A 21,840-nucleotide genomic window follows, 5' to 3' on the forward strand; every position below is an offset into this window, starting at 1 on the left:
GGGGGCCCGCATCAGGTGGTGATGCGCTCGCGGTGCTGCGAGATGTCCAGCCCGGTCAGCTCTGCGTTCTCTTCCACGCGCAGGCCGACAATCCACTTGGTGAGGAGCAGCAGGACCGCCGTCATGCCGCCGCTATAGAGGAGGACAGCGCCCGCGTCGATGGCCTGCACCAGCACGCTGCCCTCGACACCGGACACGCCCTTGTTGGCAAGCAGGCCGGTCATCAGGCAGCCCACGATGCCGCCGATGCCGTGGACACCGAAGACGTCGAGCGAATCGTCGGCGCGCAGCAAGCGCTTGAGCGCGGTAGCGCCCCAGTAGCACGCGAGACCCGCGACCACGCCGATCACGAGCGCCGAAGAGGGCGTGACGAATCCCGACGCGGGCGTGATCGCCACGAGTCCCGCGACGAGGCCCGAGCACAACCCGAGCAAGGATGGGCGGCTTCGGATCACCCACTCGCCAAACATCCAGGCCATCGCGCCGGCCGCGGCCGCGATGTGTGTGACCAGCATCGCCATGCCCGCGCGGCCGTCGGCGGCCACGGCGGAGCCGGCATTGAAGCCGAACCAGCCGACCCACAGCATGCCGGCGCCTGCCATGGTGAGGCCGAGGTTGAAGGGCTCGAACGCCTCGCGGCCGTAGCCGCGGCGCGGCCCGAGGAAGTACGCGCAGACCAGGCCGGAGATGCCCGCGTTGATGTGCACGACGGAGCCGCCCGCGAAATCGAGCGCACCCATCTGCGCGAGCCAGCCGCCCGGCTCCCACACCCAGTGCGCGATCGGCGCGTAGACGAACATCGACCACAGTGCGATGAACCACAGCATCGCGGAGAACTTCATGCGCTCCACGAACGAGCCGACCACGAGCGCGGCCGTGATGATCGCGAAGGTGAGCTGGAACATGGAATAGACCGACTCGGGGATGTTGGGCGCGACATGGCTCACGACGACCTTGCCCGCGTCCTTCAGGTATTCCATGCCGCTGAACCAGAGGCGCGAGTTGCCGCCGATGAAGCCGTTGCCGGGCGTGAATGCCCACGAATAGCCCACCGTGTACCAAAGCATGCTGACCAGCCCGGTAATCGCGACGACGCTTGCCATGGTGTTGATGACACTCTTCTTGCGCACCATGCCGGCGTAGAAGAGCGCGATGCCCGGCAGTGTCATGAGAAGCACCAAAGCGGTGGACGTCATCATCCACGCAGTGTCCGCGCCATTGATGGTGTCCGTGCCCACCAGCGTCGGGTGCGTGAGTGGCGCGGGCGCTGGGGCCGATGCGGGCTTCGCGACAGCGCTGGCGGCGGGGACGGCATCGGCAGGTGCGAGCGTCACCGGTGACGACGCGACGCTCGCAGGTTCGGGGGCGGATGCGGGTGCGGCCGCCTGGCTCCAGGCCGCGCCGTGGAGGCACAGGCAGGCGACGATTGCGACGAGAGGTGCGGCGAAGCGCATGGAGTGTGTCCTTCGGAATTTCCCAACGTGGGAGCGGGAGTGCATAAGTCGTGCCAGAAGCTACGTGTTCTTACGAATAGCACCAGCAGCGGGCACAGGGGACGAGAACGCAGGGTGGGAAAGTCCCGATGCACTATCGAAGTGCGGGCAGGTACAGTGCGTGCACTCGACTGCGGGCCCCCACAGGTCAGCGAGGGCGAGGGACCGAGGAGACAAACCAAGAAAACCCAGAATCGAATTTGTTCGGCTCATCCTTGTCGGATGTGTTGTTTGCAAGGCGCCGCATGCGGCGCCTTTTTTATGGCGCCCGCCGGATAATTCGAGGATGGATGACATCGTCAGGCAGGCCCTCGCCAAGTGGCCCAACGTGCCGCACTGCTACGGTTGGCTCGGACTCGACGCGCGCGGCAACTGGTACATGCGCGATGACCGGATGCAGGCCGCGGGCCCGTTTCCCCAAAGCAAGGGATCGCTGCTGCGCCATGAAAAGCTGGTGGAATTCATCCACCGCAACTACGACCACGACGACCGGGGCCAGTGGTTCTTCCAGAACGGCCCGCAGCGCGTCTACGTGGAACTCGAAGCGGCGCCCTTCATCTGGAGGATCGACGCGGACTTTTCGGTGAGTGCGCACACGGGCAGAGCTGCCGTGCCCCATGCGTGCTTCACGGATGAAGCCGGGCGACTCTATTTCGACTGCGACGTGGGCTTCGGCCTGGTGCATACGCTCGACGTCGCGCAGGCGGCCGAGGCGATCGAGCAGGGCCGATGGACACCCGCCGAGGTGCAGTCCAGCGAATTGCCGGTGCGCTTTGGATTCATCGCAAGCCCCGCAGCCGCTAAAGCCGCCGCCTGAAACGACAAGGCCGGTCACAGACCGGCCTTGTGTTCGATGCGCCGCCGAATTATTTGGCGGCGTTCACCATGTATTCCACCGCCGCGCGGATATCCGCTTCGGGGGCTGCGGTACCGCCCTTGGGGGGCATGGCCCCCTTGCCGGCGAGGACGCTCTTCACGAGGGCGGGGAGGCCCGTCTTGATGCGCGGCGCCCACGCGGCCTTGTCGCCGAACCTGGGAGCATTCGCGGCGCCCGTGGCGTGGCACGCGAAGCAGGCTTGCTTGTAGAGCGCCTCGCCCGCGCCGCCGGCAGCTGCCTGGGGTGCGGCAGCAGCGGGAGCTGCTGCCACGACAGTCGTGGGGGCAGGTGCGGCCGCAGCAGCAGGAGCCGCCGCGGCGGCAGGCACCGAGGTTTGCACCATCGCGGCACCGGAAGCAGCCGACGCCTGGACGGGCGCGGCCGGCGCCTTCGGCTCCGCGAACTTCGCGCCGCCGGCATTGGCCAGGTAGGCCACGGCACGCGCCACTTCGACATCGTCGAAATCGCCGCCGCCCTGCGCGGGCATCGCACCCTTGCCGTGCAGCGCGGAATTAACCAGTGCTTCGAAGCCGGTGCGGATGCGAGGGCCCCATGCGGCGGCGTCCGCCAGCTTGGGCGCGCCGGCGGCGCCGGTGGAATGGCAGGTGGTGCACTGGGCCTTGAAGACGTCCTCGCCGCTCTTGAGCGGACGGTTGGCGTCACGGATCTCGACCATGCCCACCTTGCGGATGCGCTCGGCCACGCCGCGATCCAGGTCCTGGGTGGTCACGCCGCCCAGCGCGTGGGCTTCGGCCTGCGTGCTGCCGGAAGGCTTGTTCTCGGACACGACGTACGCCACGAGCCCGATGATGATGAACACCGGGGCGACGAACGAGAAAAACACCGCGAGCAGGAGCTGTTGGGGGGTCTTGATTGGGCCGGTGTGGGCTTCTTCGTGCGTGCTGTCGCTCATGGCGTCCTCAAAATGGCGGGGCGTTGCAAATCAACCTTTGATTATAGCTGTGAGGGGTTGGCGGGATCGCACGAGCCGGCGCGGCGCAAAGCGGGAGGCGCCATGGGCGATAATGCGCGCTGCACCCAAGTTCCATGCGCGGCTGTAGCTCAGTGGATAGAGTATTGGCCTCCGAAGCCAAGGGTCGTGGGTTCGATCCCCGCCAGCCGCACCACGCCTTCGCGCAATCCCTGCGCATCACTCCCGCTTCGTGACCGGCCCCGCAGCGCCTGCTCCCGGCAGTTCGACGACAAAGCGCGACCCCCTGCCGAGCCGCGAGGCGACTTCGAATTTCAGGCCCAGCACCGCGACCAGGCGGCTCACGATGGACAGGCCCAGGCCGAAGCCGCGACTCGCCCCGTCCTCCTCGTTGGCATTGCGCGCGCGATAGTAGTCGCCCATGATCAGCTCGAGTTCATCCGCCGGGATGCCGATGCCCGTGTCCCACACTTCGATGCGAAGGCTGCCTCGGCCTCGCCGGCAGGCCACGAGGACGCCGCCCGACGACGTGTACTTGACTGCATTCGATACGAGATTGCTGACGATGCTGTGGAGCAGCACCGGGTCCGTCCAGACCCAGTGCGCGCCACGCGCAAACAGCCTCAATTCCAGACCCTTGTTTCTCGCCTGTTGCCCCGCGCCCGCCGTGATGGTCCGCAGCAACTCGGACACATCGCAGCGCTGCGGGTTGGCCTGGATGCGGCCCTCTTCGAGGCGGGCCGTGCCGAGCAGCTGGTTCACGAGCTGTTCCATGCCCTCGCACTCCTGGCGCATCCGGCGGACGATTTCGGCGATATCCGAAACCTCGCGAGGATCGCCCGTGAGTCCTTCGCGCAAAGCCGCCTCGACTGTCCCTGCCGCGAGACCCAACCCGTGAAGCGGCTGCCGCAAATCGTGGCTCACCACCGCGAGCAGGCGTGTCTTCGCCAGGTTGGCAGCGTCCGCGCGCTGCTTGGAGAGCGTGACCTCGCGCAGCAGGTCCAGGTTTTCGAAGCGCAGGCGCAATGAGCGCTCGATGGAGCGCGCGATGGAGCGCGCATAGGTCTCGGCGAAGACAAGGTAGAAGAATGCGAGTATGCCCAGGACCGCCAGCGACGGAACGCCGGAGGTCACGCATTCGATGGCGAAGGGCAGGGCACATGGAAGGGCGAAAGCCAGGTGCGCCGGCCAATAGGGGCCAAGCGAGTTGAGCGCAGCCGACAGGATCGCGGCGACCAGGATGACCACCAGCGCGAGCGTGAGAGGGTCCTGCGGAACGAAGAAGAGCACGCCCAACATGCCCCAGACGACACCTGCGATGAACGAAAAGCCGCACAGCGCCCAGGCCCAGCGCTTCGCGTCGATCGCCGGCACCGGCAGTTGGCGATAGTGGCGATAAGCCAGGAGCCGCGCGGCAGTGAGGACGAACAACGTTGCCAGCCAGGCCAGGACGTGGCGCGCCGGCAAGCCCTGGTAGATCAGGATGCAGGCCGCGCCAACGCCAAGAACCGAGTTGCCGACGGACAGAGCAGGAATGTGGCGCGCGAGCAGATCGATCTTCGCCACGAAGAGGCGCGCATCCACTGACTCGCGTGGCGATGTGTGAGGTGGGAGTGGGGTCAAGGCCTGCAATCTTCCGCCCGGCGGGGGCCGGTCAACCCGCGCCGCAAAAGAAACGTTAGTACAAACATGTGCGATTTTGATCTCACTTCTTGGGCCAAATTAATGACATTGTCACCGTTGGGAAACGGCGGGGTGACGAAGCAATGATCCGCGTTGTGGTGGCCGAGGACCATGAGCTGGTCAGGCTGGGCGTGAGGATGCTGCTCACGCGGACCCGGCGGTACCAAGTGGTCGCAGAGACCGCCGCCGGCAAGGACCTGGAATCGCTGGTGCGTGCACACGACGCACAGCTCGTGCTTCTGGACCTGTCCTTGAGCGACTGCGCCGGCCTGGGCCTCACCTCGCTCCTGCGCCGCACATTTCCCCAGCTGAAGATCGTGGTCGTGACCGGTGAGGCCTCGCCACTGCTCGCACAGGATGGCACTGCCGCCGGGGCCGATGGGTTCGTCTTGAAGGACGGCAAAGGCGAGGAACTTGTCCTTGCGCTGGACGCCGTCATGAAAGGTGGCCGCTACCTCAGTCCGCAGCTGGGCAGCATGTCTTCGGGATAGGGATACCAGATGATTCCGTCATGACTTCGTCATCGAACGGAAATGAGTGTTCGCGGCAATCAGCCTAGCATTCGACGAACACTCCGAGAGGCGCAGAGTCATGACCATGCAGCGAAGAACAGTGCTCGCAACGGGCCTCGCGGCCGCCGGCCTTGCGGGCTTTGGCATCACCGTACCCGCTTGGGGCCAGACGAAATCGCCCACGCGCAAGATCGTCCTCGGGCAATCCGCACCCCTCACCGGTCCCGCCAGCGAGATCGGGCTGGCGTTCGCGGCCGGGGCCAAGCTGTACATCGACACCTTCAACGGCCGCAAGGCAAGCCCCGGTTTCAGTCTGGAGCTTCGCCAGCTCGACGATGGCTACGTCCCTGCGAAGGCCGCAGCGAATGCGCAGAAGCTGCTCGCCGAAGGGGCCGACGTGCTGTTCGGTTTCGTCGGCACCGCGAGCAGCGAAGCCGGCGCCGAGATCGCGGGCAAGGAAGGCGCAATTTTCTTTGCCCCCTTCGCCGCATCGGACCCGTTGCGCGATACGTCGCACGCCAACGTGTTCCATGTGCGCCCAAGCCTAGCCGACGAGGCCGCGAAGATGGTGCGCCATTGCGCGACACTCGGACAGACGCGTATTGCCGTGGTGGCGGAGGATGACGCGATGGGCCGCGCCGGCCTTGCCGCAGTAACGCAGGTGTTGGCGGAGAACAAGCTGCCGCCTCTGATAGCGTCGGCCTTTGTGCCCGTAAGCAGCGACAAGGTCGATGCGGCAGTGGCGTCGCTCTTCAAGTCCCAGCCCCAGGCGGTCATCCAGGTTTCCCTCTTCAACACCACGGCGGCCTTCATCCGGAAGATGCGCAAGGCCGGCTACGGCGGGACATTCCTGAACTTCTCGGTCGTGGGGATCGACCCGCTCTTCACGGCGCTCGGCAAGGAGATCGGTGGCGTCGTCATCTCGCAAGTGGTGCCTTCGCCGCGCAGTTCCGCCACGCCCATCGTCAAGGAATACCTGGCGGCGATCGACAGCTCCGACCAGACGCCTTCATACGAAAGCCTCGAAGGCTTCATCGCGGCCAAGACCCTGGCCGAAGCGGTGCGTCGCTCGGGCAAGAGTTTCGACAAGGAAAGCTTGCAGAAAGCCATGTCCTCCGTCACCGACTACGACGTCGGCGGCTTCCACATCAACCTGCGCGCCGGCGTGCGCGACGCCGCGCGGGCCGTGGATCTGGTGACGATCACGCCGGACGGCAAGATCCTTCGCTGAAGAGCCCTCGTCCGGCGACGGATGACGGCTCCTACAACTCCAGCTCAGGCGCCAAGATCATTGGCCAGGTTCGACACAATGCCCGAGCCCAGCGCACCGACCAGCACCACACGGCATACGTGCCTTCATAACTCGGGAGAACCCACGCAATTCACCACGGCATGGCGGAGGTGCCAGCTCGCGAGCCCAGCGGTCGCGTCCGGCCATCTGGACGGTTTTTGGACGCGAAGTGAGCTCGGAGACCCGGTGTCTAGCCGAGCATTTTGGTTTCGAGCCAGCCGCTCAGGACAGGCGGCACCAACTCCGCGGACGCATCCATTTCCAGAAGCGTGCATTGCACCAGCGCGTGCGCAATGGGTTCCCCGCCGCACGCGAAGGTGGCGGCCAGATCGTCGGGGTGGCGGCAACCTTGTTCAGGGACTGTGCCTGCCATACATTTGGCGCCGTGGTAGCGTAGCCAAGCGTTTTGCCCCGATGCGTGACGAGTAAGTTAAAAATATTGAAGCCACGGGAGCGCACGAGCGTCTTCGTCGAACTGGACGGGGACCAGCTCGCAATTGATTGGACGGCCTTCGCCAGTGATGCCGACTCGCCAAGGTCTACCCGCAACTGACGATCAGTAGGTCGCAACAAGGCACGCTGAATGAAGATCGCTCCCCGACCGTTGTCGCTAAAAACTGCGACTTGCGCGGGAGTGTCAGTCAACGCATAACGCGGCACTAGGGACCGCTTTAGCTAGATTTGATGGCCAGAGCGGCCAGCGCCTGGTGTGCGGATTGGCGGCTGCGCACGCCACAAACAATAACGCCCACTAACAAGTGGGCGTTTGCTGCCAGCGAAAATCGCCAGCATGTTTGGTTGCGCGAGCAAGATTTGAACTTGCGACCTTTGGGTTATGAGCCCAACGAGCTACCAGGCTGCTCCATCGCGCGTCGATGTCTGAATTATACGCGGCTCACGCCGGCTTATGCTTCTGTAGGGGCATCCGTTTCACCCGAAATCTCCGGGCGGTCGACGAGTTCGACCAGCGCCATCGGCGCGTTATCGCCCACGCGATAACCCATTTTGAGAATGCGGGTGTAGCCACCCGGGCGCGCTTGGTAGCGCGGGCCAAGTTCGCCGAAGAGCTTGGTCACGATGTCGCGATCGCGCAGGCGGTCGAACGCCAAGCGGCGGTTCGCGACCGTGGGTTCCTTGGCCAGCGTGATCATCGGCTCGACGACGCGGCGCAGTTCCTTGGCCTTGGGGACCGTGGTCTTGATGACTTCGTGCTCGAGCAGCGAATTCATCATGTTGCGCAGCATCGCGAGGCGGTGCTCGCTGGTGCGGTTGAGTTTGCGGAGTCCGTGTCCGTGGCGCATGGTGATGTTCCTTTCGTTATCGATAAAAGGCAGCCGTATCAGGTACTGCCAGTTTCACCAGTTGTAATTAACGCTTGTCCAGGCCGGCAGGCGGCCAGCTTTCCAGCTTCATGCCCAAGGTGAGGCCGCGCGATGCGAGCACTTCCTTGATTTCGTTGAGCGACTTGCGACCCAGGTTCGGGGTCTTCAGAAGCTCGTTCTCGGTGCGCTGAATCAAGTCACCGATGTAGTAGATGTTTTCGGCTTTCAGGCAGTTCGCTGAGCGCACCGTGAGCTCGAGCTCGTCAACCGGACGCAGCAGGATCGGGTCAAATTGCTGCGACGTGCGCTGCACCGGCGCGTCGAACGCAGCCAGCTCGCTTCCTTCCAGCTGCGCAAACACCGCCAGCTGTTCCACCAGGATCTTGGCCGAGGCGCGAACCGCGTCCTCGGCCGTGATGGCGCCATTGGTTTCAATTTCGACGACCAGCTTGTCCAAGTCCGTACGCTGTTCGACGCGGGCGCTTTCGACCGTGTAACTCACGCGCTTGACGGGCGAGAACGAGGCATCCAGCACGATGCGGCCGATCGACTTCGTCGGCTCGTCTGCATAGCGGCGCATCGTGCCAGGCACGTAGCCGCGGCCCTTCTCGACCTTGATCTGCATGTCGATCTTGCCGCCTTGCGACAGATGGGCGATCACATGGTCAGGGTTGATGATCTCGACGTCGTGCGGCGTCTGGATGTCGGCGGCGGTGACGACACCTTCGCCATCCTTGCGCAGCGACAGGGTGACTTCATCGCGGTTGTGCAACTTGAAGACCACCCCCTTGAGGTTCAGCAGGATGCTGACGACGTCTTCCTGGACTCCGTCGATCGACGAGTACTCGTGCAGCACGCCGGCAATGGTCACTTCAGTGGCCGCATAACCCACCATCGACGAGAGCAGCACGCGACGCAGGGCGTTGCCGAGCGTGTGGCCGTAGCCGCGCTCGAAAGGCTCCAGGGTCACTTTGGCACGGTTGGTGCCAAGCTGTTCCACGTTGATGGCTTTGGGTTTCAGCAGGTTGGTTTGCATTCAGGACTTCCTCTCAATACCCCCGGCTCGTTACACCGGTAAGGCTGGTGAAGTGCCCCGCAGCGGTGCCCCGCGGCAGGGAACAATAAAACTCGAACTCGGGGCGCCGAAGCTGCCTCGCTCCCTTAACGGGAATACAGCTCCACGATCAGCGACTCGTTGATATCGGCAGCGAATTCGTCGCGATCCGGGACCTTCTTGAAGGTGCCTTCGGCTTTGTCAGCGTTGACCTCGACCCAGGCCGGGATACCGACCTGCTTGGCCAGTTCCAGTGCCTCGACGATGCGGTTCTGCTTCTTGGACTTCTCGCGGACCGCGATCACATCGCCGGTCTTGACCAAGTACGACGGAATATTGACCGGCGAGCCGTTCACGGTGATCGCCTTGTGCGACACCAGCTGGCGTGCTTCGGCGCGCGTCGAGCCGAAGCCCATGCGGTACACCACGTTATCGAGGCGCGACTCCAGGATGAACAGGAGGTTGGCGCCGGAATTGCCCTTGCGACGGGCGGCTTCCTCGAAGTAGCGGCGAAACTGGCGCTCCAGGATGCCGTACATCCGCTTGACCTTCTGCTTCTCGCGCAGCTGCAGGCCGAAATCGGACGTGCGCTGGCCGGAAGTGCGGCCGTGCTGGCCGGGCTTGGAGTCGAATTTCGACTTGTCGCTGATGGAGCGGCGCGCGCTCTTCAGAAACAGGTCGGTGCCTTCACGGCGGGAGAGTTTGGCCTTGGGGCCGAGGTAACGTGCCACTTTGCTTCCTTTTCAATTCTGCCCCGGGCTATTCCCGGGGGAGCCAGCGGCGCGTGCGCGACTGGCGGTGGGCTTGGTTAAAAAATCAGATACGACGACGCTTTTGCGGGCGGCAGCCGTTGTGCGGGACCGGCGTCACGTCGGCGATCGACGTAATGCGGATGCCCAGCGCGGCCAGCGCGCGCACCGACGATTCGCGGCCCGGGCCGGGGCCCTTGATCTCGACGTCCAGGTTCTTGATGCCCTGCTCGATCGCCGCGCGGCCAGCGACTTCCGAAGCCACCTGGGCCGCGAACGGCGTCGACTTGCGGGAGCCCTTGAAGCCCTGGCCGCCCGAGGACGCCCACGACAAGGCGTTGCCCTGGCGGTCGGTGATCGTGATGATTGTGTTGTTGAAGGATGCATGCACGTGGCAGACGCCGTCGGACACGTTCTTGCGGACCTTCTTGCGCACTCGCTGCGCGGCGTTATTGGCGGGAGCTTTTGCCATGACTTATCTCTTTCCCGATTATTTCTTGAGGGCCTGAGCGGCCTTGCGCGGACCCTTGCGGGTACGGGCGTTGGTGCGCGTGCGTTGGCCGCGCATCGGCAGCCCGCGGCGGTGACGGAAGCCCCGGTAGCAACCAATGTCCATCAAGCGCTTGATGTTCATGGTCGTTTCGCGGCGCAGGTCGCCTTCGATGGTGAACTGTCCGATGGCGTCCCGGAGCTTTTCCAGGTCGGCGTCGGTCAGGTCCTTCACCTTCTTCGAATACGGAATGCCCGTGGCCTCGCAAATCTTGCGAGCGCGCGTGCGGCCAATGCCGAAGATCGCCGTCAGGCCGATTTCGGCGTGCTGATGCGGCGGAATGTTAATGCCAGCGATACGTGCCATGTTCGTCTTTCCTATAACTCTCTAATCAGCCCTGGCGCTGCTTGTGACGCGGATCCGTGCAGATCACGCGCACAACGCCCTTGCGGCGGATGATCTTGCAGTTGCGGCAAATTTTCTTGACCGAAGCCGAAACTCTCATGTTCGTTTCTCCTAAAACCAACCAATGCGCGACTTCGCGCGGAAAACTGTTCGTACCCTCGACAAATCGCAGGGCGGGGAAGGCGGACGCTAACCGCCGGGCGAAGTCTTGAAGTTCGCCTTCTTCAGCAACGATTCATATTGCTGCGACATCAAATAATTCTGGACCTGCGCCATGAAATCCATGGTCACGACCACGATGATCAGGAGCGAGGTGCCGCCGAAATAGAACGGCACGTTGTATTTCAGGATCAGGAACTCCGGTAGCAGGCAAACGAAGGTGATGTACACCGCACCCGCAAGCGTCAGGCGTACCAGGATCTTGTCGATATAGCGGGCCGTTTGTTCGCCAGGCCGAATCCCCGGAATGAACGCCCCGCTCTTCTTCAGGTTGTCAGCGGTCTCGCGGCTGTTGAACACAAGCGCCGTGTAGAAGAAGCAGAAGAACACGATCGCACTGGCATACAGCATGACGTAAATCGGCTGCCCGGGTGTCAGAGTGCCGGCGATGTCCTTGAGCCATCGCAGGCTATCGCCCGTGGCAAACCAACTCACCACTGTGGTCGGCAGCAGGATGATCGAGGACGCGAAGATCGGGGGGATCACGCCGGCCATGTTCAGCTTCAGGGGCAAGTGCGACGACTGGCCGCCGTAGACCTTGTTGCCGACTTGGCGCCGCGCATAGTTCACGAGAATCTTGCGTTGGCCCCGTTCGACGAACACCACGAAGTAGGTGACCAGGGCCACCAGCGCCACGATGAAGATCGCCACCAGGATGCTCATTGCACCCGTACGCACCAGCTCGAGCAACCCGCCGATCGCGTTGGGCAGGCCCGCCGCGATTCCAGCAAAGATCAGGATCGAAATCCCGTTACCCAAACCGCGCTCGGTGATCTGCTCGCCCAGCCACATCAGGAACATCGTTCCGGCAGTGAGGCTGACCACGGCAGTCATGCGGAACCCGAAGCCGGGATTCATGACGAGACCGGCCGAACCTTCCAGGGCCAGGGCGATGCCCATGGACTGGAACAAGGCGAGGCCCAGCGTGCCGTAGCGCGTGTACTGCGTGATCTTGCGACGACCAGCTTCGCCTTCTTTCTTCATCTGCTCGAACGTCGGGACGACGTATGTGAGCAACTGCATGATGATCGAAGCCGAGATGTAGGGCATGATGCCCAGCGCGAACACGGTGAAGCGCGACAAGGCCCCGCCCGAGAACATGTTGAACAAGCTCAGGATGCCGCCCTGCTGGCCCTTGAACAGCTGCGCGAGCTGGTCGGGGTTGATGCCGGGTACGGGAATGTGCGCGCCGATCCGGTACACAACCAGCGCGAGCAAAAGGAAAACCAGCCGGCGACGCAGGTCGCCGAACTTGCCGGTCTTCGCGATTTGTGCAGCGCTAGTTGCCACCCGTACGTTCCTTCGTGCTATTCAAGTTCAGGCCAAGCTTCCACCGGCCGCTTCGATCGCCGCCTTGGCACCGGCCGTCGCGGACAGGCCGGTGATCTTGACGGCCTTCTTCAATTCGCCTGCCTTGATGACCTTCACGGACTTCACGAGCTGGCCGATCAGGCCCGCTTGCTTCAGCGTGAGCAGATCCACTTCGGCGGCGCCCAGGCGCTCGAGCGCAGCCAACGAGATCTCCCCGTTGAACTTGGCCGATTGCGACTTGAAGCCGCGCTTCGGCAGGCGGCGCTGCAGCGGCATCTGGCCGCCTTCGAAGCCAACCTTGTGGTAGCCGCCCGCGCGGGACTTCTGGCCCTTGTGACCGCGACCCGCGGTCTTGCCCAGGCCCGAGCCGATGCCGCGGCCGACACGGCGCTTAGCATGCTTGGCGCCGTCTGCCGGCTTGATGGTATTGAGTTCCATGATCAAAGCACCTTCACGAGGTAGTCGATCTTGTTGATCATTCCGCGCACGGCGGGCGTGTCTTCCAGCTCGCTCACGCTGTTGAGCTTGCGCAGGCCGAGCCCGCGCACCGTGGCGCGGTGGTCGACCTTGGTCCCGATGGGGCTGCGCACCAGCTGGACCTTGACGGTTTTCTGTTGGGATGCCATTTGATGTGCTCCGGTCAGGCGGTGAAGAGTTCTTCGACCGACTTGCCGCGCTTCGCAGCGACGTTGGAGGGAGTCGTGGAATTCCTCAGAGCGTCGAACGTGGCGCGAACCATGTTGTAGGGATTGGTCGAACCGTGGCTCTTTGCCACGATGTCGGTGATGCCCATGACTTCGAACACGGCCCGCATGGGACCGCCAGCGATGATGCCGGTGCCCTTGGGCGCCGGGGCCATCATCACGCGCGCTGCGCCCCACTGGCCGAATACGGTATGGTGCAGCGAGCCGTTCTTGAGGGACACCTTGGTCATGTTGCGGCGGGCTTCTTCCATCGCCTTTTGCACGGCGGCAGGCACTTCCTTGGACTTGCCTTTGCCCATGCCGACACGGCCGTCACCGTCGCCAACCACGGTCAGTGCGGCGAAACCGAGGATACGGCCACCCTTCACCACCTTGGTCACGCGGTTGACCGCGATCATCTTCTCGCGCATCCCGTCTTCGGGACCGTCACCTTGGGTTTTCGCTTGAACTCTTGCCATGATGTGTTTCCGTGTCCGTTAGAACTGCAGGCCGGCTTCGCGGGCGGCTTCAGCCAGCGCCTTGACGCGGCCGTGGTACGCAAAACCTGCGCGATCGAAGGCGACCTTCTCGACGCCGGCGGCCTTCGCCTTCTCGGCAATCAGCTTGCCGACCTGCTGGGCCGCTTCCGTGGTGGCACCCTTGCCGGAGCCTCCGAGCGACTTGCGCAGGTCCGCCTGGACGGTGGAGGCCGTCGCGATGACCTTGGCGCCGTCGCCGGAGATCACGGTGGCATAGATGTGCAGGTTGGTGCGGTTCACCGTGAGGCGGGCCACACCTTGGTTCGCAATGCGGATCCGGGTTTGGCGTGCCCGACGCAGACGCTGCTCTTTCTTGGTCAACATGCTGCAGCTCCTTATTTCTTCTTCGTCTCTTTGATCGTGATCTTCTCGTCCGCGTAGCGGATACCCTTGCCCTTGTAGGGCTCAGGCGGGCGGATCGCACGCACTTCGGCGGCAATCTGGCCGACGCGCTGGCGGTCGGCACCCTTGATCACGATCTCGGTCGGGGTCGGCGTTGCCACGGTGATGCCGGCAGGCATGTCGAGGTTGACCGGGTGGGAGTAGCCAACGGTGAGGTTCAGCTTGGCTCCCTGGGCGGCGGCCTTGTAGCCCACGCCGACGAGCGACAGCTTCTTCTCGAAGCCCTTGGTCACGCCCTGCACCATGTTGTTCACCAGCTGGCGCATCGTGCCGCTCATGGCATTCGCTTCGCGGGAGTCATTGGCCGGCTCGAAGGACAGCTTGCCGTCCTTGCTGGTGACCTTGACGAGCGAGTTCTGGGTCAGGGCGAGCGTGCCGCCCGTACCTTTAACGCTGATCTGGTCTTGCTTGATCTGCACGTCCACGCCTTGCGGCACATCGACGGGCATTTTTCCGATTCGGGACATATCTGTTTCCTTCCCTTAGGCGACGTAGCAAAGAACTTCGCCACCGACACCGGTAGCGCGCGCCTTGCGGTCGGTCATCACGCCCTTGGGCGTCGTGACGATCGCCACGCCCAGTCCGTTCTGGACCTGCGGAATGGCGCCGACACCCTTGTACACGCGCAGGCCGGGACGGCTCACGCGCTCGATACGCTCGATCACCGGACGGCCGGCGTAGTACTTCAGGGCGATTTCGAGCTCGCTTTTGCCGGCTTCGGTCTTGACCTGGAAGCCGTCGATGTAACCCTCGTCCTTCAGGACCTGGGCAATAGCCACCTTCACCTTGGAAGACGGAACCGACACCGTGGCCTTCGCCACCATCTGCGCGTTGCGGATGCGGGTCAGCAGGTCGGCAATGGGATCACTCATGCTCATGTCTGTCTCTCCTGCCTTACCAGCTGGCTTTGATGATGCCCGGGATGTCTCCCGCAAACGCCATCTCGCGAATCTTGGCGCGTGCCAGACCGAATTGCTTGAATGTGCCGCGGGGGCGGCCGGTGATCGCGCAGCGATTGCGCTGACGCGTCGGGTTCGCATTGCGCGGGAGCTTCTGCAGCGCCAGGCGGGCAGCCATGCGCTCTTCTTCGCTCTTCTTCTGGTCGTTGGATGCCGCCTTCAGCTCCGCGTGCTTCTTCGCGTACTTGGCGACCAGTTTGTCTCGCTTGAGCTCACGCTCGATCAAAGCCATTTTTGCCACTGGGAACCTCAGTTCTTGAAGGGGAAACGGAAGCCTGCGAGGAGCGCCTTGCACTCGTCGTCGGACTTGGCCGTGGTGGTGATGCTGATGTTCAGGCCGCGCAGCGCGTCGACCTTGTCGTACTCGATCTCGGGAAAGATGATCTGCTCTTTCACGCCGATGTTGTAGTTGCCGCGGCCGTCGAACGAACGGCCGGAGATGCCGCGGAAGTCACGCACGCGCGGCAGGGCCACGGTGACGAAACGGTCCAGGAATTCCCACATGCGCTCGCCGCGCAGCGTGACCATCGTGCCGATGGGCTGGCCTTCGCGGATCTTGTAGCCGGCGATCGCCTTCTTGGACTTGGTGACCACGGGCTTCTGGCCGGCGATCTTGGTCAGGTCGCCCACGGCGTTGTCCATGACCTTCTTGTCCGCCACGGCCTCGCCCACGCCCATGTTCAGCGTGATCTTGGTCAGGCGAGGGACCTGCATCGGCGACTTGTAGCCGAACTTGGCGGTCAACTCGGGGACCACCTTCTCGCGATAGATTTGTTGCAGTCGTGCCATGAATGTGTACCCCTTAGGCCGCCTTGATTTCTTCGCCGCTGGACTTGAAGACACGGACGCGCTTGTCGCCATCGGTCTTGATGCCCACGCGGTCAGCCTTGCCGGTGGCGGCATTGAAGATCGCGACGTTGGACTGGTGGATCGGCATCGATTTCTCGACGATGCCACCGGTCGAGCCCTTGAGCGGGTTCGGCTTGGTGTGCTTCTTCACCAGGTTGATGCCTTCGACGACCACATGGTCATCGTCCTTGCGCAGCACCACTTTGCCGCGCTTGCCCTTGTCACGGCCCGCGAGCACGATGACTTCGTCGCCTTTGCGAATCTTGTTCATGAACGCGTCCTCTTCAAAGAACTTCGGGGGCCAGGGACACGATCTTCATGAACTTCTCGGTGCGCAGCTCGCGCGTGACCGGTCCGAAGATGCGGGTGCCGATGGGCTCCAGCTTGTTGTTGAGCAGCACGGCGGCATTGCCGTCGAACTTGACCAGGGAACCATCGGAGCGGCGGATGCCCTTGGCGGTGCGAACGACGACGGCACTGTAGACCTCGCCCTTCTTCACACGGCCGCGGGGAGCGGCCTCCTTGATGCTGACCTTGATGATGTCGCCAACGCTTGCGTAGCGACGCTTGGAACCGCCGAGCACCTTGATGCAAAGAACGGACTTCGCACCGGTGTTGTCGGCGACTTCGAGCCGGGATTCTGTCTGGATCATTTCAAATATTCCCAACTTGTACCCGGAGCCGGTTACTGCGAAACAGCAACAACCCGGGCTCTGGATCAGTCTTGGGCCTGTCGGTAGCAGCGCGAACCACTCGCGAAGCCTTCGATTAGGCGGTAATGCGCTCCCTGAAGTACCCGCCACATGGCAGGCGCCGTTAAAAGCGCAGCCCGCGATTATGACCCAGCCCGGCCGGGCTGTCAACCTGCGTCAGGCGGGCAGGGTCACATAGAGGCGCGCAAGCTCCTGGAACGCCTCCTCGCGGGGGTCGATACCCGTCTCTTCCCGCAATATGGCGGCTACCTCGGGGGCCAGTGTCCCGGCCTTTCTGGCATCGAGAAACAGCAGCCTCCATCGCCGCGCCAGGACGTCTTCGACCGTCCTCGCGTACTCCTTGCGGGCCGCGAACCGCACCATGGCTTCCGTCAATCCCGCGCCCAGCTGGCGCGACGCGCCCGGCAGGGCCGCCACTTCAGCGGACTCGCCGCCATACGTGTGCAGACCTTGGGGTTCACTGATCCGCGGACGGGCTGTACCCGGCGACTCGCCCCCCACCAGCATTAAGTGAGTGGTCACACCCTTGCCGGAGGGCCTGAGCAGACGGCGTTCGAAGCACTTGTCCAGCACGTCCTCCGCCATGGCGCGGTAAGTGGTCCACTTCCCGCCCGTGACGGTGACGAGCCCGCTGCGGCTCACCAGCACCGTATGTTCGCGGCTGAGGGCCTTGGTGTCCTCGCCGTCGTCGTTCTGCGGCTTGACCAGCGGGCGCAGGCCCACCCAGATGCTGCGGATGTCCTCGACGCGCGGCGCACGAACGAGATAGCGGGCGGACTCGCTGAGGATGAAGTCGAGTTCCTCCTTGAAGGGCCGCGGCTCGCGCGGCAGGTCCGTCCTGGGCGTGTCCGTGGTGCCCAAGATGATTTTTCCCAGCCAGGGAACCCCGAAAAGCACCCGGCCGTCGGCCGTCTTCGGGACCATCAGCGCGTGGTCGCCCGGCAGGAACTCCCGGTCCACCACGATGTGCACGCCCTGGCTCGGCGCGACCATCGCCTTCACGGGCCTGTGGATCGCTTCCCCATCCTTCTGCCGCAATTCGTCCACCCAGACCCCAGCCGCGTTGATCACGCAACCCGCATCGATGTCGAAACGCGCGCCCGTCTCCTTGTCCTCGCAGGTGAGGCCGATCACCTTCCCGGATTCGTGGCGCAAACCGGTCGCGCTGCAGTAGTTGACGACCAGCGCCCCGCGCGCTGCGGCCGTGCGAGCCAAGGCAAGGGCCAGCCGCGCGTCGTCGAATTGCCCGTCCCAATACTTCACCCCGCCCTTCAAGCCATCCGGCCGCGCGGTGGGCAGGCATGCGAGCGTTTCGCGGCGGCTCAGGAATTCCGTCGGCCCCAGCCCGGCCTTGCCGGCCAGCGCGTCGTACATCTTGAGGCCCGCGCCATAGAAAGGCGTTTCCCACAGGCGGTAGGAAGGCATGACGAAGGGCAAGGGCTGGGCGAGGTGCGGCGCGTTGTGGAGCAGCGTCGTGCGCTCATGAAGGGCCTCCCTCACCAGCGCGATGTTTCCCTGCGCGAGATAGCGCACGCCGCCGTGCACGAGCTTGGTGGCACGCGAGGAAGTACCCTTCGCGAAGTCTTCGGCCTCCACAAGGACCACCGAGAAGCCGCGAGCCGCTGCGTCCAGGGCCACGCCGAGGCCGGTCGCACCGCCCCCGATGATGGCCACGTCGTACTTCTTCGGGCGGCCGAGTTGCGCAATCAGATCCTGTCGATTCATGCAGCCGATTGTCCCCGAGCATCCGCCGTGTGCGGCGGTAGACTCGCCGCATGAGTGAAAACACTGCTTCGGCCATCGCGTTCGTCGGCGGCGGGAACATGGCCAGCGCGATCATCGGCGGGCTGATACGCCAGGGCATGGATGCGGGGCTGATCGAGGTGGTGGAGCCCTTTCCGGAGGCGCGCGACAGGCTGCGGGCGCAATTCGGGCTGCGCGCCCAGCCCGAAGCAGGTCCGCACCTGCGTCGCGCAGGCCTGGTCGTCTGGGCCGTAAAGCCGCAAACTTTCAAGGAAGCGGCACTCCAATCCCGCGTGCACACCGCCTCGGCCTTGCACCTGAGCGTCGCGGCGGGGATCCGCTCCGACAGCATTGCCGCGTGGCTCGGCACCCAACGCATCGTGCGCTCCATGCCCAATACGCCCGCCCTCGTCGGCAAGGGGATGACCGCCCTCTTCGCGCGGCCGGGTGTATCCCCGGAAGACAAGTCCTGGGTGGAGCGCGTCATCGCCACGACCGGCGACTCGCTATGGGTGAACCGCGAAGAGGACCTCGACGCCGTCACCGCCCTGTCGGGATCCGGGCCCGCGTACGTGTTCTTCTTCCTCGAAGCGATGACGGATGCCGGCATCGACATGGGCCTGACGCGCGAACAGGCGCATCGCCTCGCAGTCGGCACCTTCGTCGGCGCGTCCGAGCTCGCGCGCGCGTCGGACGAGTCGCCCGAAGTACTTCGGCAGCGCGTCACGTCCAAGGGCGGCACGACCTACGCCGCGATCACCTCGATGGAGCGGGACGGCATGAAGGCGCTCTTCTCGAAGGCACTGCACGCCGCCCGCGACCGCGCCAAGGAACTGGGCGACGAGTTCGGCGCCTAGGCGCGCAGCGCGTAGCCGGCCACCACGCCGACGAACACGGCGAACCCCACCCAGTGATTCAACCGGAAGGCCTTGAAGCAGCCTTCGCGGCCCCTGCCCCGGATCAACGTGTAGTGCCACAGGGCCTGTGCCCCCGCCGCAGCAGACGTCGCCGCGATGACCCATCCATCGATGCGGCCCACCAGCACGCAGGCCCAGATCGCCAGATAGACCGCGTAGCAGCCCATCACCACCGGCACGTCGGCGCGGCCGAGGGTGATCGCGGACGTCTTCATCCCGATGCGCAGGTCGTCGTCGCGGTCCACCATCGCATATTCGGTGTCGTACGCCAGCACCCAGAACAGGTTCCCCAGCAGCAGCACCCATGCGGTGAGGGGCACGCGCGACTGAACCGCCGCAAATGCCATGGGAATGCCGAAGCTGAAGGCGACGCCCAGCACCGCCTGCGGCATCGACACATAGCGTTTCGCGTACGGATAGACCACCGCGATCGCCAACGCGGCGAAGGACCATGCGATCGTCACTGCGTTGGTGGTCAACACCAGGCCGAACGCCGCGAGCGCCAGCACCGCGCCCAGCCCCAAGGCTTCCCGCGTCGAGATGGCGCCCCGCGTCACGGGCCGCTGCGCGGTCCGCTTGACATGCCGATCGAAATCGCGATCCGCCACGTCATTCACGCAGCAGCCGGCGCTGCGCATGAGGATCGTGCCGAGGAAGAACACCGCCAAGAGATGCCACCCTGGAAATCCTTGCGCGGCGATCCACAGCGCGGAGAGTGACGGCCACAGCAGGAGCAGCCAGCCGGCCGGCCGATTCCAGCGGATCAGGTCCAGGTACAGCGAGAGCTTGGCCCGCGCCTGCATCACAGGCCGAGACGGCGCAGGTCCAGCTGCGATCCCCGCATCGGCGGACACCAGAAGTAGGCGCCGTTGACCGGCTTGGAGATCGCGAACATGGCATCGACCACGCCGTCGTCATGGCCCGCCATCCGCTTCATCTGCGCCTCGAACGCGTAGTGGGAGCGCCCGAACGCCACGAACATCAACCCGGCCTGCATGCTCATCATCCAGGGCATGGAGCGCCGCAGCATGAACGCCGGGGGGTCGAAATCTTCCTGCGCGGTGCGCCTGACGTGCGCGGACGTGGGGGAATCGTCGAGCTCCTCGTTGTCGCTGCGGCGGCGGCCGAAGTGCTTGTCCTGGTCCGGGCCCGCCAGCGCCTCGAACGCGTCGAGGTCGTGCACCCATTGCTGCACGGCGACGAAGCTCGATCCGTCCAGGCCATCGCCCAGGCCGGCGACGAATGCTGCTTCCTTCGCTGCGTCACCCGTCGGATTCTCCGTGCCGTCTTCGTAGCCAGTCAGGTCGCGTCCATGCCCGCTCTTGCCCAGCGAATGCCGAAAGGCATCCACCACATGACGCACGGCGAAAGTCGGCGCCAATGCCTTCTGCACCTTGCGCGTGAGGTGCAGAAGGTCGCCGAGGTCGTCGCCGCGGACCCAGCACCACAGCGTGCCGGGCGTGGACGGCACCTTGACGCCGTGGCCCGACAGGTCCGGGAATTCGTGGAGGCCCGGCACCTCCGCGCCCAGCGCATCGACCAGGGCGGGACCGATGCCTAGCACGACATCGCTGCCATTGACCAGCGGCGACAGGCGCGCGAGTGCATCCTTGACGCCCTGCGCGCCTCCGCTGTCGTGCGAGAGCTGGAAAGTCACGTACCGCGCCACGGCGGGCACGGAATCGAGGATGCCGGGTTGGTACAGCGTATTCATCGTCGTAGGCTCGAAAAAGGGGATCGGGTTTCAGGAAAGACGCGTGACGCCCGGCAATTCACAGGCGTAGATCGCGTTGCGCAGGGCGGCGATGGCTTCGTAGCGAGTGAAGCTGCGGCGCCACGCGAGCACCACGCGCCGGACAGGAGGGTCCCCGTCGAACGGAATGTATTTGATGAAGGACTGGTCTTCCTTGCGGCGCCGCGGACGGCTCTCGAGCGCGTCCTTCGGCAAGGACAGGCGAGGCACCAGCGTCACGCCCATGCCGGCCGCCACCATGTGCTTGATGGTCTCGAGCGACGAGCCCTCGAAACTTTTGCGGATGCCCTCGGCATCGCTGGAAAAGCGCGCGAATTCCGGGCAGACCTCGAGCACGTGGTCGCGAAAGCAGTGGCCGGTGCCCAGCAGCAGCATCGTCTCGCTCTTGAGCTCCTGCGAGGTGATCGTCTTCTTCTGCGCCAACGCATGGTTGCTCGGCACCGCCGCGAGGAAAGGTTCGTCGTAGAGCTGTGCCACCGCCAGCCCGGTGTCCGGGAAGGGCTCGGCCATGATGGCGCAATCGATGTCCCCGGTGCGCAACATCTCCAGCAACTTCACCGTGAAGTTCTCCTGCAGCATCAGCGGCATCTGCGGCGTGCGCGAGATCGCTTCGCGCACGAGGTCCGGCAGCAGGTAGGGGCCGATCGTGTAGATCACGCCCAGCTTCAACGGGCCGGCCAGCGGATCCTTGCCGCGCTTGGCGATCTCCTTGATGCTCGCGGCCTGCTCCAGCACGCTTTGCGCCTGGCGCACGATGTCCTCGCCCAGCGGGGTCACCGTCACTTCGTTGGCGCTGCGCTCGAAGAGCTTGACCTCCAGCTCATCCTCGAGCTTCTTGATCGCCACCGACAACGTGGGCTGCGAGACGAAGCACGCCTCCGCCGCCTTGCCGAAATGCTTTTCCCGCGCGACGGCGACGATGTACTTGAGTTCGGTGAGGGTCAT

General features: G+C 64.4%; 29 protein-coding genes and 2 tRNA genes. 5 read left to right on the forward strand and 26 right to left on the reverse strand.

Annotated elements, in window-relative coordinates:
• Window positions 1–11: 11 nt before the first annotated feature.
• Entirely contained in the window at window positions 12–1,454 is a 1,443-nt protein-coding gene (locus tag I5803_RS12050; RefSeq protein WP_196986597.1) for an ammonium transporter, read from the reverse strand.
• A gap of 325 nt (window positions 1,455–1,779) precedes the next feature.
• On the opposite strand from I5803_RS12050, the gene I5803_RS12055 reads away from it, so the two are divergent.
• Window positions 1,780–2,310 (forward strand): DUF2946 family protein, encoded by a 531-nt coding sequence (locus tag I5803_RS12055; protein WP_196986598.1) that lies wholly within the window; start codon window positions 1,780–1,782, stop codon window positions 2,308–2,310.
• 49 nt (window positions 2,311–2,359) lie between these two features.
• Here the strand turns inward: I5803_RS12055 and I5803_RS12060 are convergent, their stop codons facing one another.
• Entirely contained in the window at window positions 2,360–3,283 is a 924-nt protein-coding gene (locus tag I5803_RS12060; protein WP_196986599.1) for a c-type cytochrome, read from the reverse strand.
• A 138-nt stretch (window positions 3,284–3,421) separates the two neighbouring features.
• On the opposite strand from I5803_RS12060, the gene I5803_RS12065 reads away from it, so the two are divergent.
• A tRNA-Arg gene (locus I5803_RS12065) sits at window positions 3,422–3,497 on the forward strand.
• A 23-nt stretch (window positions 3,498–3,520) separates the two neighbouring features.
• Here the strand turns inward: I5803_RS12065 and I5803_RS12070 are convergent.
• Window positions 3,521–4,867, reverse strand: coding sequence for a sensor histidine kinase (locus I5803_RS12070; RefSeq protein ID WP_196986600.1), 1,347 nt, complete (start codon window positions 4,865–4,867; stop codon window positions 3,521–3,523).
• 200 nt (window positions 4,868–5,067) lie between these two features.
• On the opposite strand from I5803_RS12070, the gene I5803_RS12075 reads away from it, so the two are divergent.
• Both I5803_RS12075 and I5803_RS12080 read left to right on the forward strand, forming a co-directional pair.
• On the forward strand, window positions 5,068–5,475 hold the full coding sequence (locus I5803_RS12075; RefSeq protein WP_196986601.1) for a response regulator: 408 nt from the start codon (window positions 5,068–5,070) through the stop codon (window positions 5,473–5,475).
• A 46-nt stretch (window positions 5,476–5,521) separates the two neighbouring features.
• Window positions 5,522–6,727 carry an ABC transporter substrate-binding protein gene (locus tag I5803_RS12080; protein ID WP_354001656.1) on the forward strand — a complete coding sequence of 402 codons (1,206 nt, stop codon included), beginning with the start codon at window positions 5,522–5,524 and terminating at the stop codon, window positions 6,725–6,727.
• A gap of 250 nt (window positions 6,728–6,977) precedes the next feature.
• On the opposite strand, the gene I5803_RS12085 is transcribed toward I5803_RS12080, so the two are convergent.
• From I5803_RS12085 to I5803_RS12180, 20 genes are all read right to left on the reverse strand, one after another.
• Window positions 6,978–7,160, reverse strand: a complete 183-nt coding sequence (locus I5803_RS12085; RefSeq protein WP_196986602.1) for a hypothetical protein — start codon at window positions 7,158–7,160, stop codon at window positions 6,978–6,980.
• Window positions 7,161–7,582: 422 nt separating this feature from the next.
• A tRNA-Met gene (locus tag I5803_RS12090) sits at window positions 7,583–7,659 on the reverse strand.
• Window positions 7,660–7,692: 33 nt separating this feature from the next.
• Window positions 7,693–8,088: a 50S ribosomal protein L17 gene (gene rplQ, locus I5803_RS12095; protein WP_196986603.1), complete on the reverse strand. Its 396-nt coding sequence runs from the start codon at window positions 8,086–8,088 to the stop codon at window positions 7,693–7,695.
• Between the two features lie 67 nt (window positions 8,089–8,155).
• A complete protein-coding gene (locus I5803_RS12100; RefSeq protein WP_196986604.1) occupies window positions 8,156–9,145 on the reverse strand; it encodes a DNA-directed RNA polymerase subunit alpha in 990 nt (329 codons plus the stop codon).
• Window positions 9,146–9,270: 125 nt separating this feature from the next.
• Window positions 9,271–9,894 carry a 30S ribosomal protein S4 gene (rpsD, locus tag I5803_RS12105; protein WP_196986605.1) on the reverse strand — a complete coding sequence of 208 codons (624 nt, stop codon included), beginning with the start codon at window positions 9,892–9,894 and terminating at the stop codon, window positions 9,271–9,273.
• Window positions 9,895–9,979: 85 nt separating this feature from the next.
• On the reverse strand, window positions 9,980–10,384 hold the full coding sequence (gene rpsK / locus I5803_RS12110) for a 30S ribosomal protein S11 (protein WP_013902952.1): 405 nt from the start codon (window positions 10,382–10,384) through the stop codon (window positions 9,980–9,982).
• An 18-nt stretch (window positions 10,385–10,402) separates the two neighbouring features.
• Window positions 10,403–10,768 carry a 30S ribosomal protein S13 gene (rpsM, locus tag I5803_RS12115; RefSeq protein WP_196986606.1) on the reverse strand — a complete coding sequence of 122 codons (366 nt, stop codon included), beginning with the start codon at window positions 10,766–10,768 and terminating at the stop codon, window positions 10,403–10,405.
• 25 nt (window positions 10,769–10,793) lie between these two features.
• On the reverse strand, window positions 10,794–10,907 hold the full coding sequence (rpmJ, locus tag I5803_RS12120; RefSeq protein WP_011481465.1) for a 50S ribosomal protein L36: 114 nt from the start codon (window positions 10,905–10,907) through the stop codon (window positions 10,794–10,796).
• Between the two features lie 89 nt (window positions 10,908–10,996).
• On the reverse strand, window positions 10,997–12,316 hold the full coding sequence (gene secY, locus I5803_RS12125; protein ID WP_196986607.1) for a preprotein translocase subunit SecY: 1,320 nt from the start codon (window positions 12,314–12,316) through the stop codon (window positions 10,997–10,999).
• A gap of 27 nt (window positions 12,317–12,343) precedes the next feature.
• Complete coding sequence (rplO, locus tag I5803_RS12130; RefSeq protein WP_196986608.1) at window positions 12,344–12,775, reverse strand: 50S ribosomal protein L15; 432 nt, start codon at window positions 12,773–12,775, stop codon at window positions 12,344–12,346.
• 2 nt (window positions 12,776–12,777) lie between these two features.
• Window positions 12,778–12,963 (reverse strand): 50S ribosomal protein L30, encoded by a 186-nt coding sequence (gene rpmD / locus I5803_RS12135; protein WP_196986609.1) that lies wholly within the window; start codon window positions 12,961–12,963, stop codon window positions 12,778–12,780.
• 14 nt (window positions 12,964–12,977) lie between these two features.
• Window positions 12,978–13,499, reverse strand: coding sequence for a 30S ribosomal protein S5 (gene rpsE / locus I5803_RS12140; RefSeq protein WP_196986610.1), 522 nt, complete (start codon window positions 13,497–13,499; stop codon window positions 12,978–12,980).
• Between the two features lie 18 nt (window positions 13,500–13,517).
• On the reverse strand, window positions 13,518–13,883 hold the full coding sequence (gene rplR, locus I5803_RS12145) for a 50S ribosomal protein L18 (protein WP_196986611.1): 366 nt from the start codon (window positions 13,881–13,883) through the stop codon (window positions 13,518–13,520).
• An 11-nt stretch (window positions 13,884–13,894) separates the two neighbouring features.
• A complete protein-coding gene (rplF, locus tag I5803_RS12150; protein ID WP_196986612.1) occupies window positions 13,895–14,428 on the reverse strand; it encodes a 50S ribosomal protein L6 in 534 nt (177 codons plus the stop codon).
• Window positions 14,429–14,443: 15 nt separating this feature from the next.
• Complete coding sequence (rpsH, locus tag I5803_RS12155) at window positions 14,444–14,839, reverse strand: 30S ribosomal protein S8 (RefSeq protein ID WP_196986613.1); 396 nt, start codon at window positions 14,837–14,839, stop codon at window positions 14,444–14,446.
• 16 nt (window positions 14,840–14,855) lie between these two features.
• On the reverse strand, window positions 14,856–15,161 hold the full coding sequence (gene rpsN / locus I5803_RS12160) for a 30S ribosomal protein S14 (RefSeq protein ID WP_196986614.1): 306 nt from the start codon (window positions 15,159–15,161) through the stop codon (window positions 14,856–14,858).
• 8 nt (window positions 15,162–15,169) lie between these two features.
• Complete coding sequence (rplE, locus tag I5803_RS12165) at window positions 15,170–15,709, reverse strand: 50S ribosomal protein L5 (protein ID WP_196986615.1); 540 nt, start codon at window positions 15,707–15,709, stop codon at window positions 15,170–15,172.
• Window positions 15,710–15,722: 13 nt separating this feature from the next.
• A complete protein-coding gene (rplX, locus tag I5803_RS12170) occupies window positions 15,723–16,040 on the reverse strand; it encodes a 50S ribosomal protein L24 (protein WP_196986616.1) in 318 nt (105 codons plus the stop codon).
• 13 nt (window positions 16,041–16,053) lie between these two features.
• Window positions 16,054–16,422: a 50S ribosomal protein L14 gene (gene rplN / locus I5803_RS12175; RefSeq protein WP_048438475.1), complete on the reverse strand. Its 369-nt coding sequence runs from the start codon at window positions 16,420–16,422 to the stop codon at window positions 16,054–16,056.
• Window positions 16,423–16,638: 216 nt separating this feature from the next.
• Entirely contained in the window at window positions 16,639–18,207 is a 1,569-nt protein-coding gene (locus tag I5803_RS12180; RefSeq protein ID WP_196986617.1) for a glycerol-3-phosphate dehydrogenase/oxidase, read from the reverse strand.
• Between the two features lie 50 nt (window positions 18,208–18,257).
• Between I5803_RS12180 and proC the strand changes: the two genes are divergently transcribed.
• On the forward strand, window positions 18,258–19,082 hold the full coding sequence (proC, locus tag I5803_RS12185; protein ID WP_196986618.1) for a pyrroline-5-carboxylate reductase: 825 nt from the start codon (window positions 18,258–18,260) through the stop codon (window positions 19,080–19,082).
• On the opposite strand, the gene ubiA is transcribed toward proC, so the two are convergent.
• Genes ubiA through I5803_RS12200 form a run of 3 tightly spaced genes read right to left on the reverse strand, consistent with a single transcriptional unit; the run spans window position 19,079 to window position 21,840 of the window.
• Complete coding sequence (ubiA, locus tag I5803_RS12190; RefSeq protein ID WP_196986619.1) at window positions 19,079–19,945, reverse strand: 4-hydroxybenzoate octaprenyltransferase; 867 nt, start codon at window positions 19,943–19,945, stop codon at window positions 19,079–19,081. The two genes, proC and ubiA, sit on opposite strands and share 4 nt — an antisense overlap.
• Complete coding sequence (locus I5803_RS12195) at window positions 19,945–20,856, reverse strand: Dyp-type peroxidase (protein ID WP_196986620.1); 912 nt, start codon at window positions 20,854–20,856, stop codon at window positions 19,945–19,947. Before I5803_RS12195 ends, ubiA begins: the two co-directional genes overlap by 1 nt.
• Before the next feature lie 30 nt (window positions 20,857–20,886).
• Window positions 20,887–21,840 (reverse strand): LysR substrate-binding domain-containing protein, encoded by a 954-nt coding sequence (locus I5803_RS12200; protein ID WP_196986621.1) that lies wholly within the window; start codon window positions 21,838–21,840, stop codon window positions 20,887–20,889.

Source organism: Caenimonas aquaedulcis, assembly GCF_015831345.1.
Taxonomy (GTDB): Bacteria; Pseudomonadota; Gammaproteobacteria; order Burkholderiales; family Burkholderiaceae_C; genus Ramlibacter; species Ramlibacter aquaedulcis.

Bases quoted from the DNA above. Each gene is read 5' to 3' on its own strand.
- I5803_RS12050 (WP_196986597.1), bottom strand. From the start codon at position 1,454: ATGCGCTTCGCCGCACCTCTCGTCGCAATCGTCGCCTGCCTGTGCCTC.
- I5803_RS12100 (WP_196986604.1), bottom strand. From the start codon at position 9,145: ATGCAAACCAACCTGCTGAAACCCAAAGCCATCAACGTGGAACAGCTT.
- I5803_RS12200 (WP_196986621.1), bottom strand. From the start codon at position 21,840: ATGACCCTCACCGAACTCAAGTACATCGTCGCCGTCGCGCGGGAAAAG.
- I5803_RS12195 (WP_196986620.1), bottom strand. From the start codon at position 20,856: ATGAATACGCTGTACCAACCCGGCATCCTCGATTCCGTGCCCGCCGTG.
- I5803_RS12060 (WP_196986599.1), bottom strand. From the start codon at position 3,283: ATGAGCGACAGCACGCACGAAGAAGCCCACACCGGCCCAATCAAGACC.
- I5803_RS12180 (WP_196986617.1), bottom strand. From the start codon at position 18,207: ATGAATCGACAGGATCTGATTGCGCAACTCGGCCGCCCGAAGAAGTAC.
- rplR (WP_196986611.1), bottom strand. From the start codon at position 13,883: ATGTTGACCAAGAAAGAGCAGCGTCTGCGTCGGGCACGCCAAACCCGG.
- rplF (WP_196986612.1), bottom strand. From the start codon at position 14,428: ATGTCCCGAATCGGAAAAATGCCCGTCGATGTGCCGCAAGGCGTGGAC.
- I5803_RS12055 (WP_196986598.1), top strand. From the start codon at position 1,780: ATGGATGACATCGTCAGGCAGGCCCTCGCCAAGTGGCCCAACGTGCCG.
- I5803_RS12075 (WP_196986601.1), top strand. From the start codon at position 5,068: ATGATCCGCGTTGTGGTGGCCGAGGACCATGAGCTGGTCAGGCTGGGC.
- rpsK (WP_013902952.1), bottom strand. From the start codon at position 10,384: ATGGCAAAAGCTCCCGCCAATAACGCCGCGCAGCGAGTGCGCAAGAAG.
- I5803_RS12085 (WP_196986602.1), bottom strand. From the start codon at position 7,160: ATGGCAGGCACAGTCCCTGAACAAGGTTGCCGCCACCCCGACGATCTG.
- rplE (WP_196986615.1), bottom strand. From the start codon at position 15,709: ATGGCACGACTGCAACAAATCTATCGCGAGAAGGTGGTCCCCGAGTTG.
- ubiA (WP_196986619.1), bottom strand. From the start codon at position 19,945: ATGCAGGCGCGGGCCAAGCTCTCGCTGTACCTGGACCTGATCCGCTGG.
- rplX (WP_196986616.1), bottom strand. From the start codon at position 16,040: ATGAACAAGATTCGCAAAGGCGACGAAGTCATCGTGCTCGCGGGCCGT.
- rplN (WP_048438475.1), bottom strand. From the start codon at position 16,422: ATGATCCAGACAGAATCCCGGCTCGAAGTCGCCGACAACACCGGTGCG.
- rpsE (WP_196986610.1), bottom strand. From the start codon at position 13,499: ATGGCAAGAGTTCAAGCGAAAACCCAAGGTGACGGTCCCGAAGACGGG.
- rpmJ (WP_011481465.1), bottom strand. From the start codon at position 10,907: ATGAGAGTTTCGGCTTCGGTCAAGAAAATTTGCCGCAACTGCAAGATC.
- rpsH (WP_196986613.1), bottom strand. From the start codon at position 14,839: ATGAGCATGAGTGATCCCATTGCCGACCTGCTGACCCGCATCCGCAAC.
- rpmD (WP_196986609.1), bottom strand. From the start codon at position 12,963: ATGGCATCCCAACAGAAAACCGTCAAGGTCCAGCTGGTGCGCAGCCCC.
- rplQ (WP_196986603.1), bottom strand. From the start codon at position 8,088: ATGCGCCACGGACACGGACTCCGCAAACTCAACCGCACCAGCGAGCAC.
- rplO (WP_196986608.1), bottom strand. From the start codon at position 12,775: ATGGAACTCAATACCATCAAGCCGGCAGACGGCGCCAAGCATGCTAAG.
- rpsM (WP_196986606.1), bottom strand. From the start codon at position 10,768: ATGGCACGTATCGCTGGCATTAACATTCCGCCGCATCAGCACGCCGAA.
- proC (WP_196986618.1), top strand. From the start codon at position 18,258: ATGAGTGAAAACACTGCTTCGGCCATCGCGTTCGTCGGCGGCGGGAAC.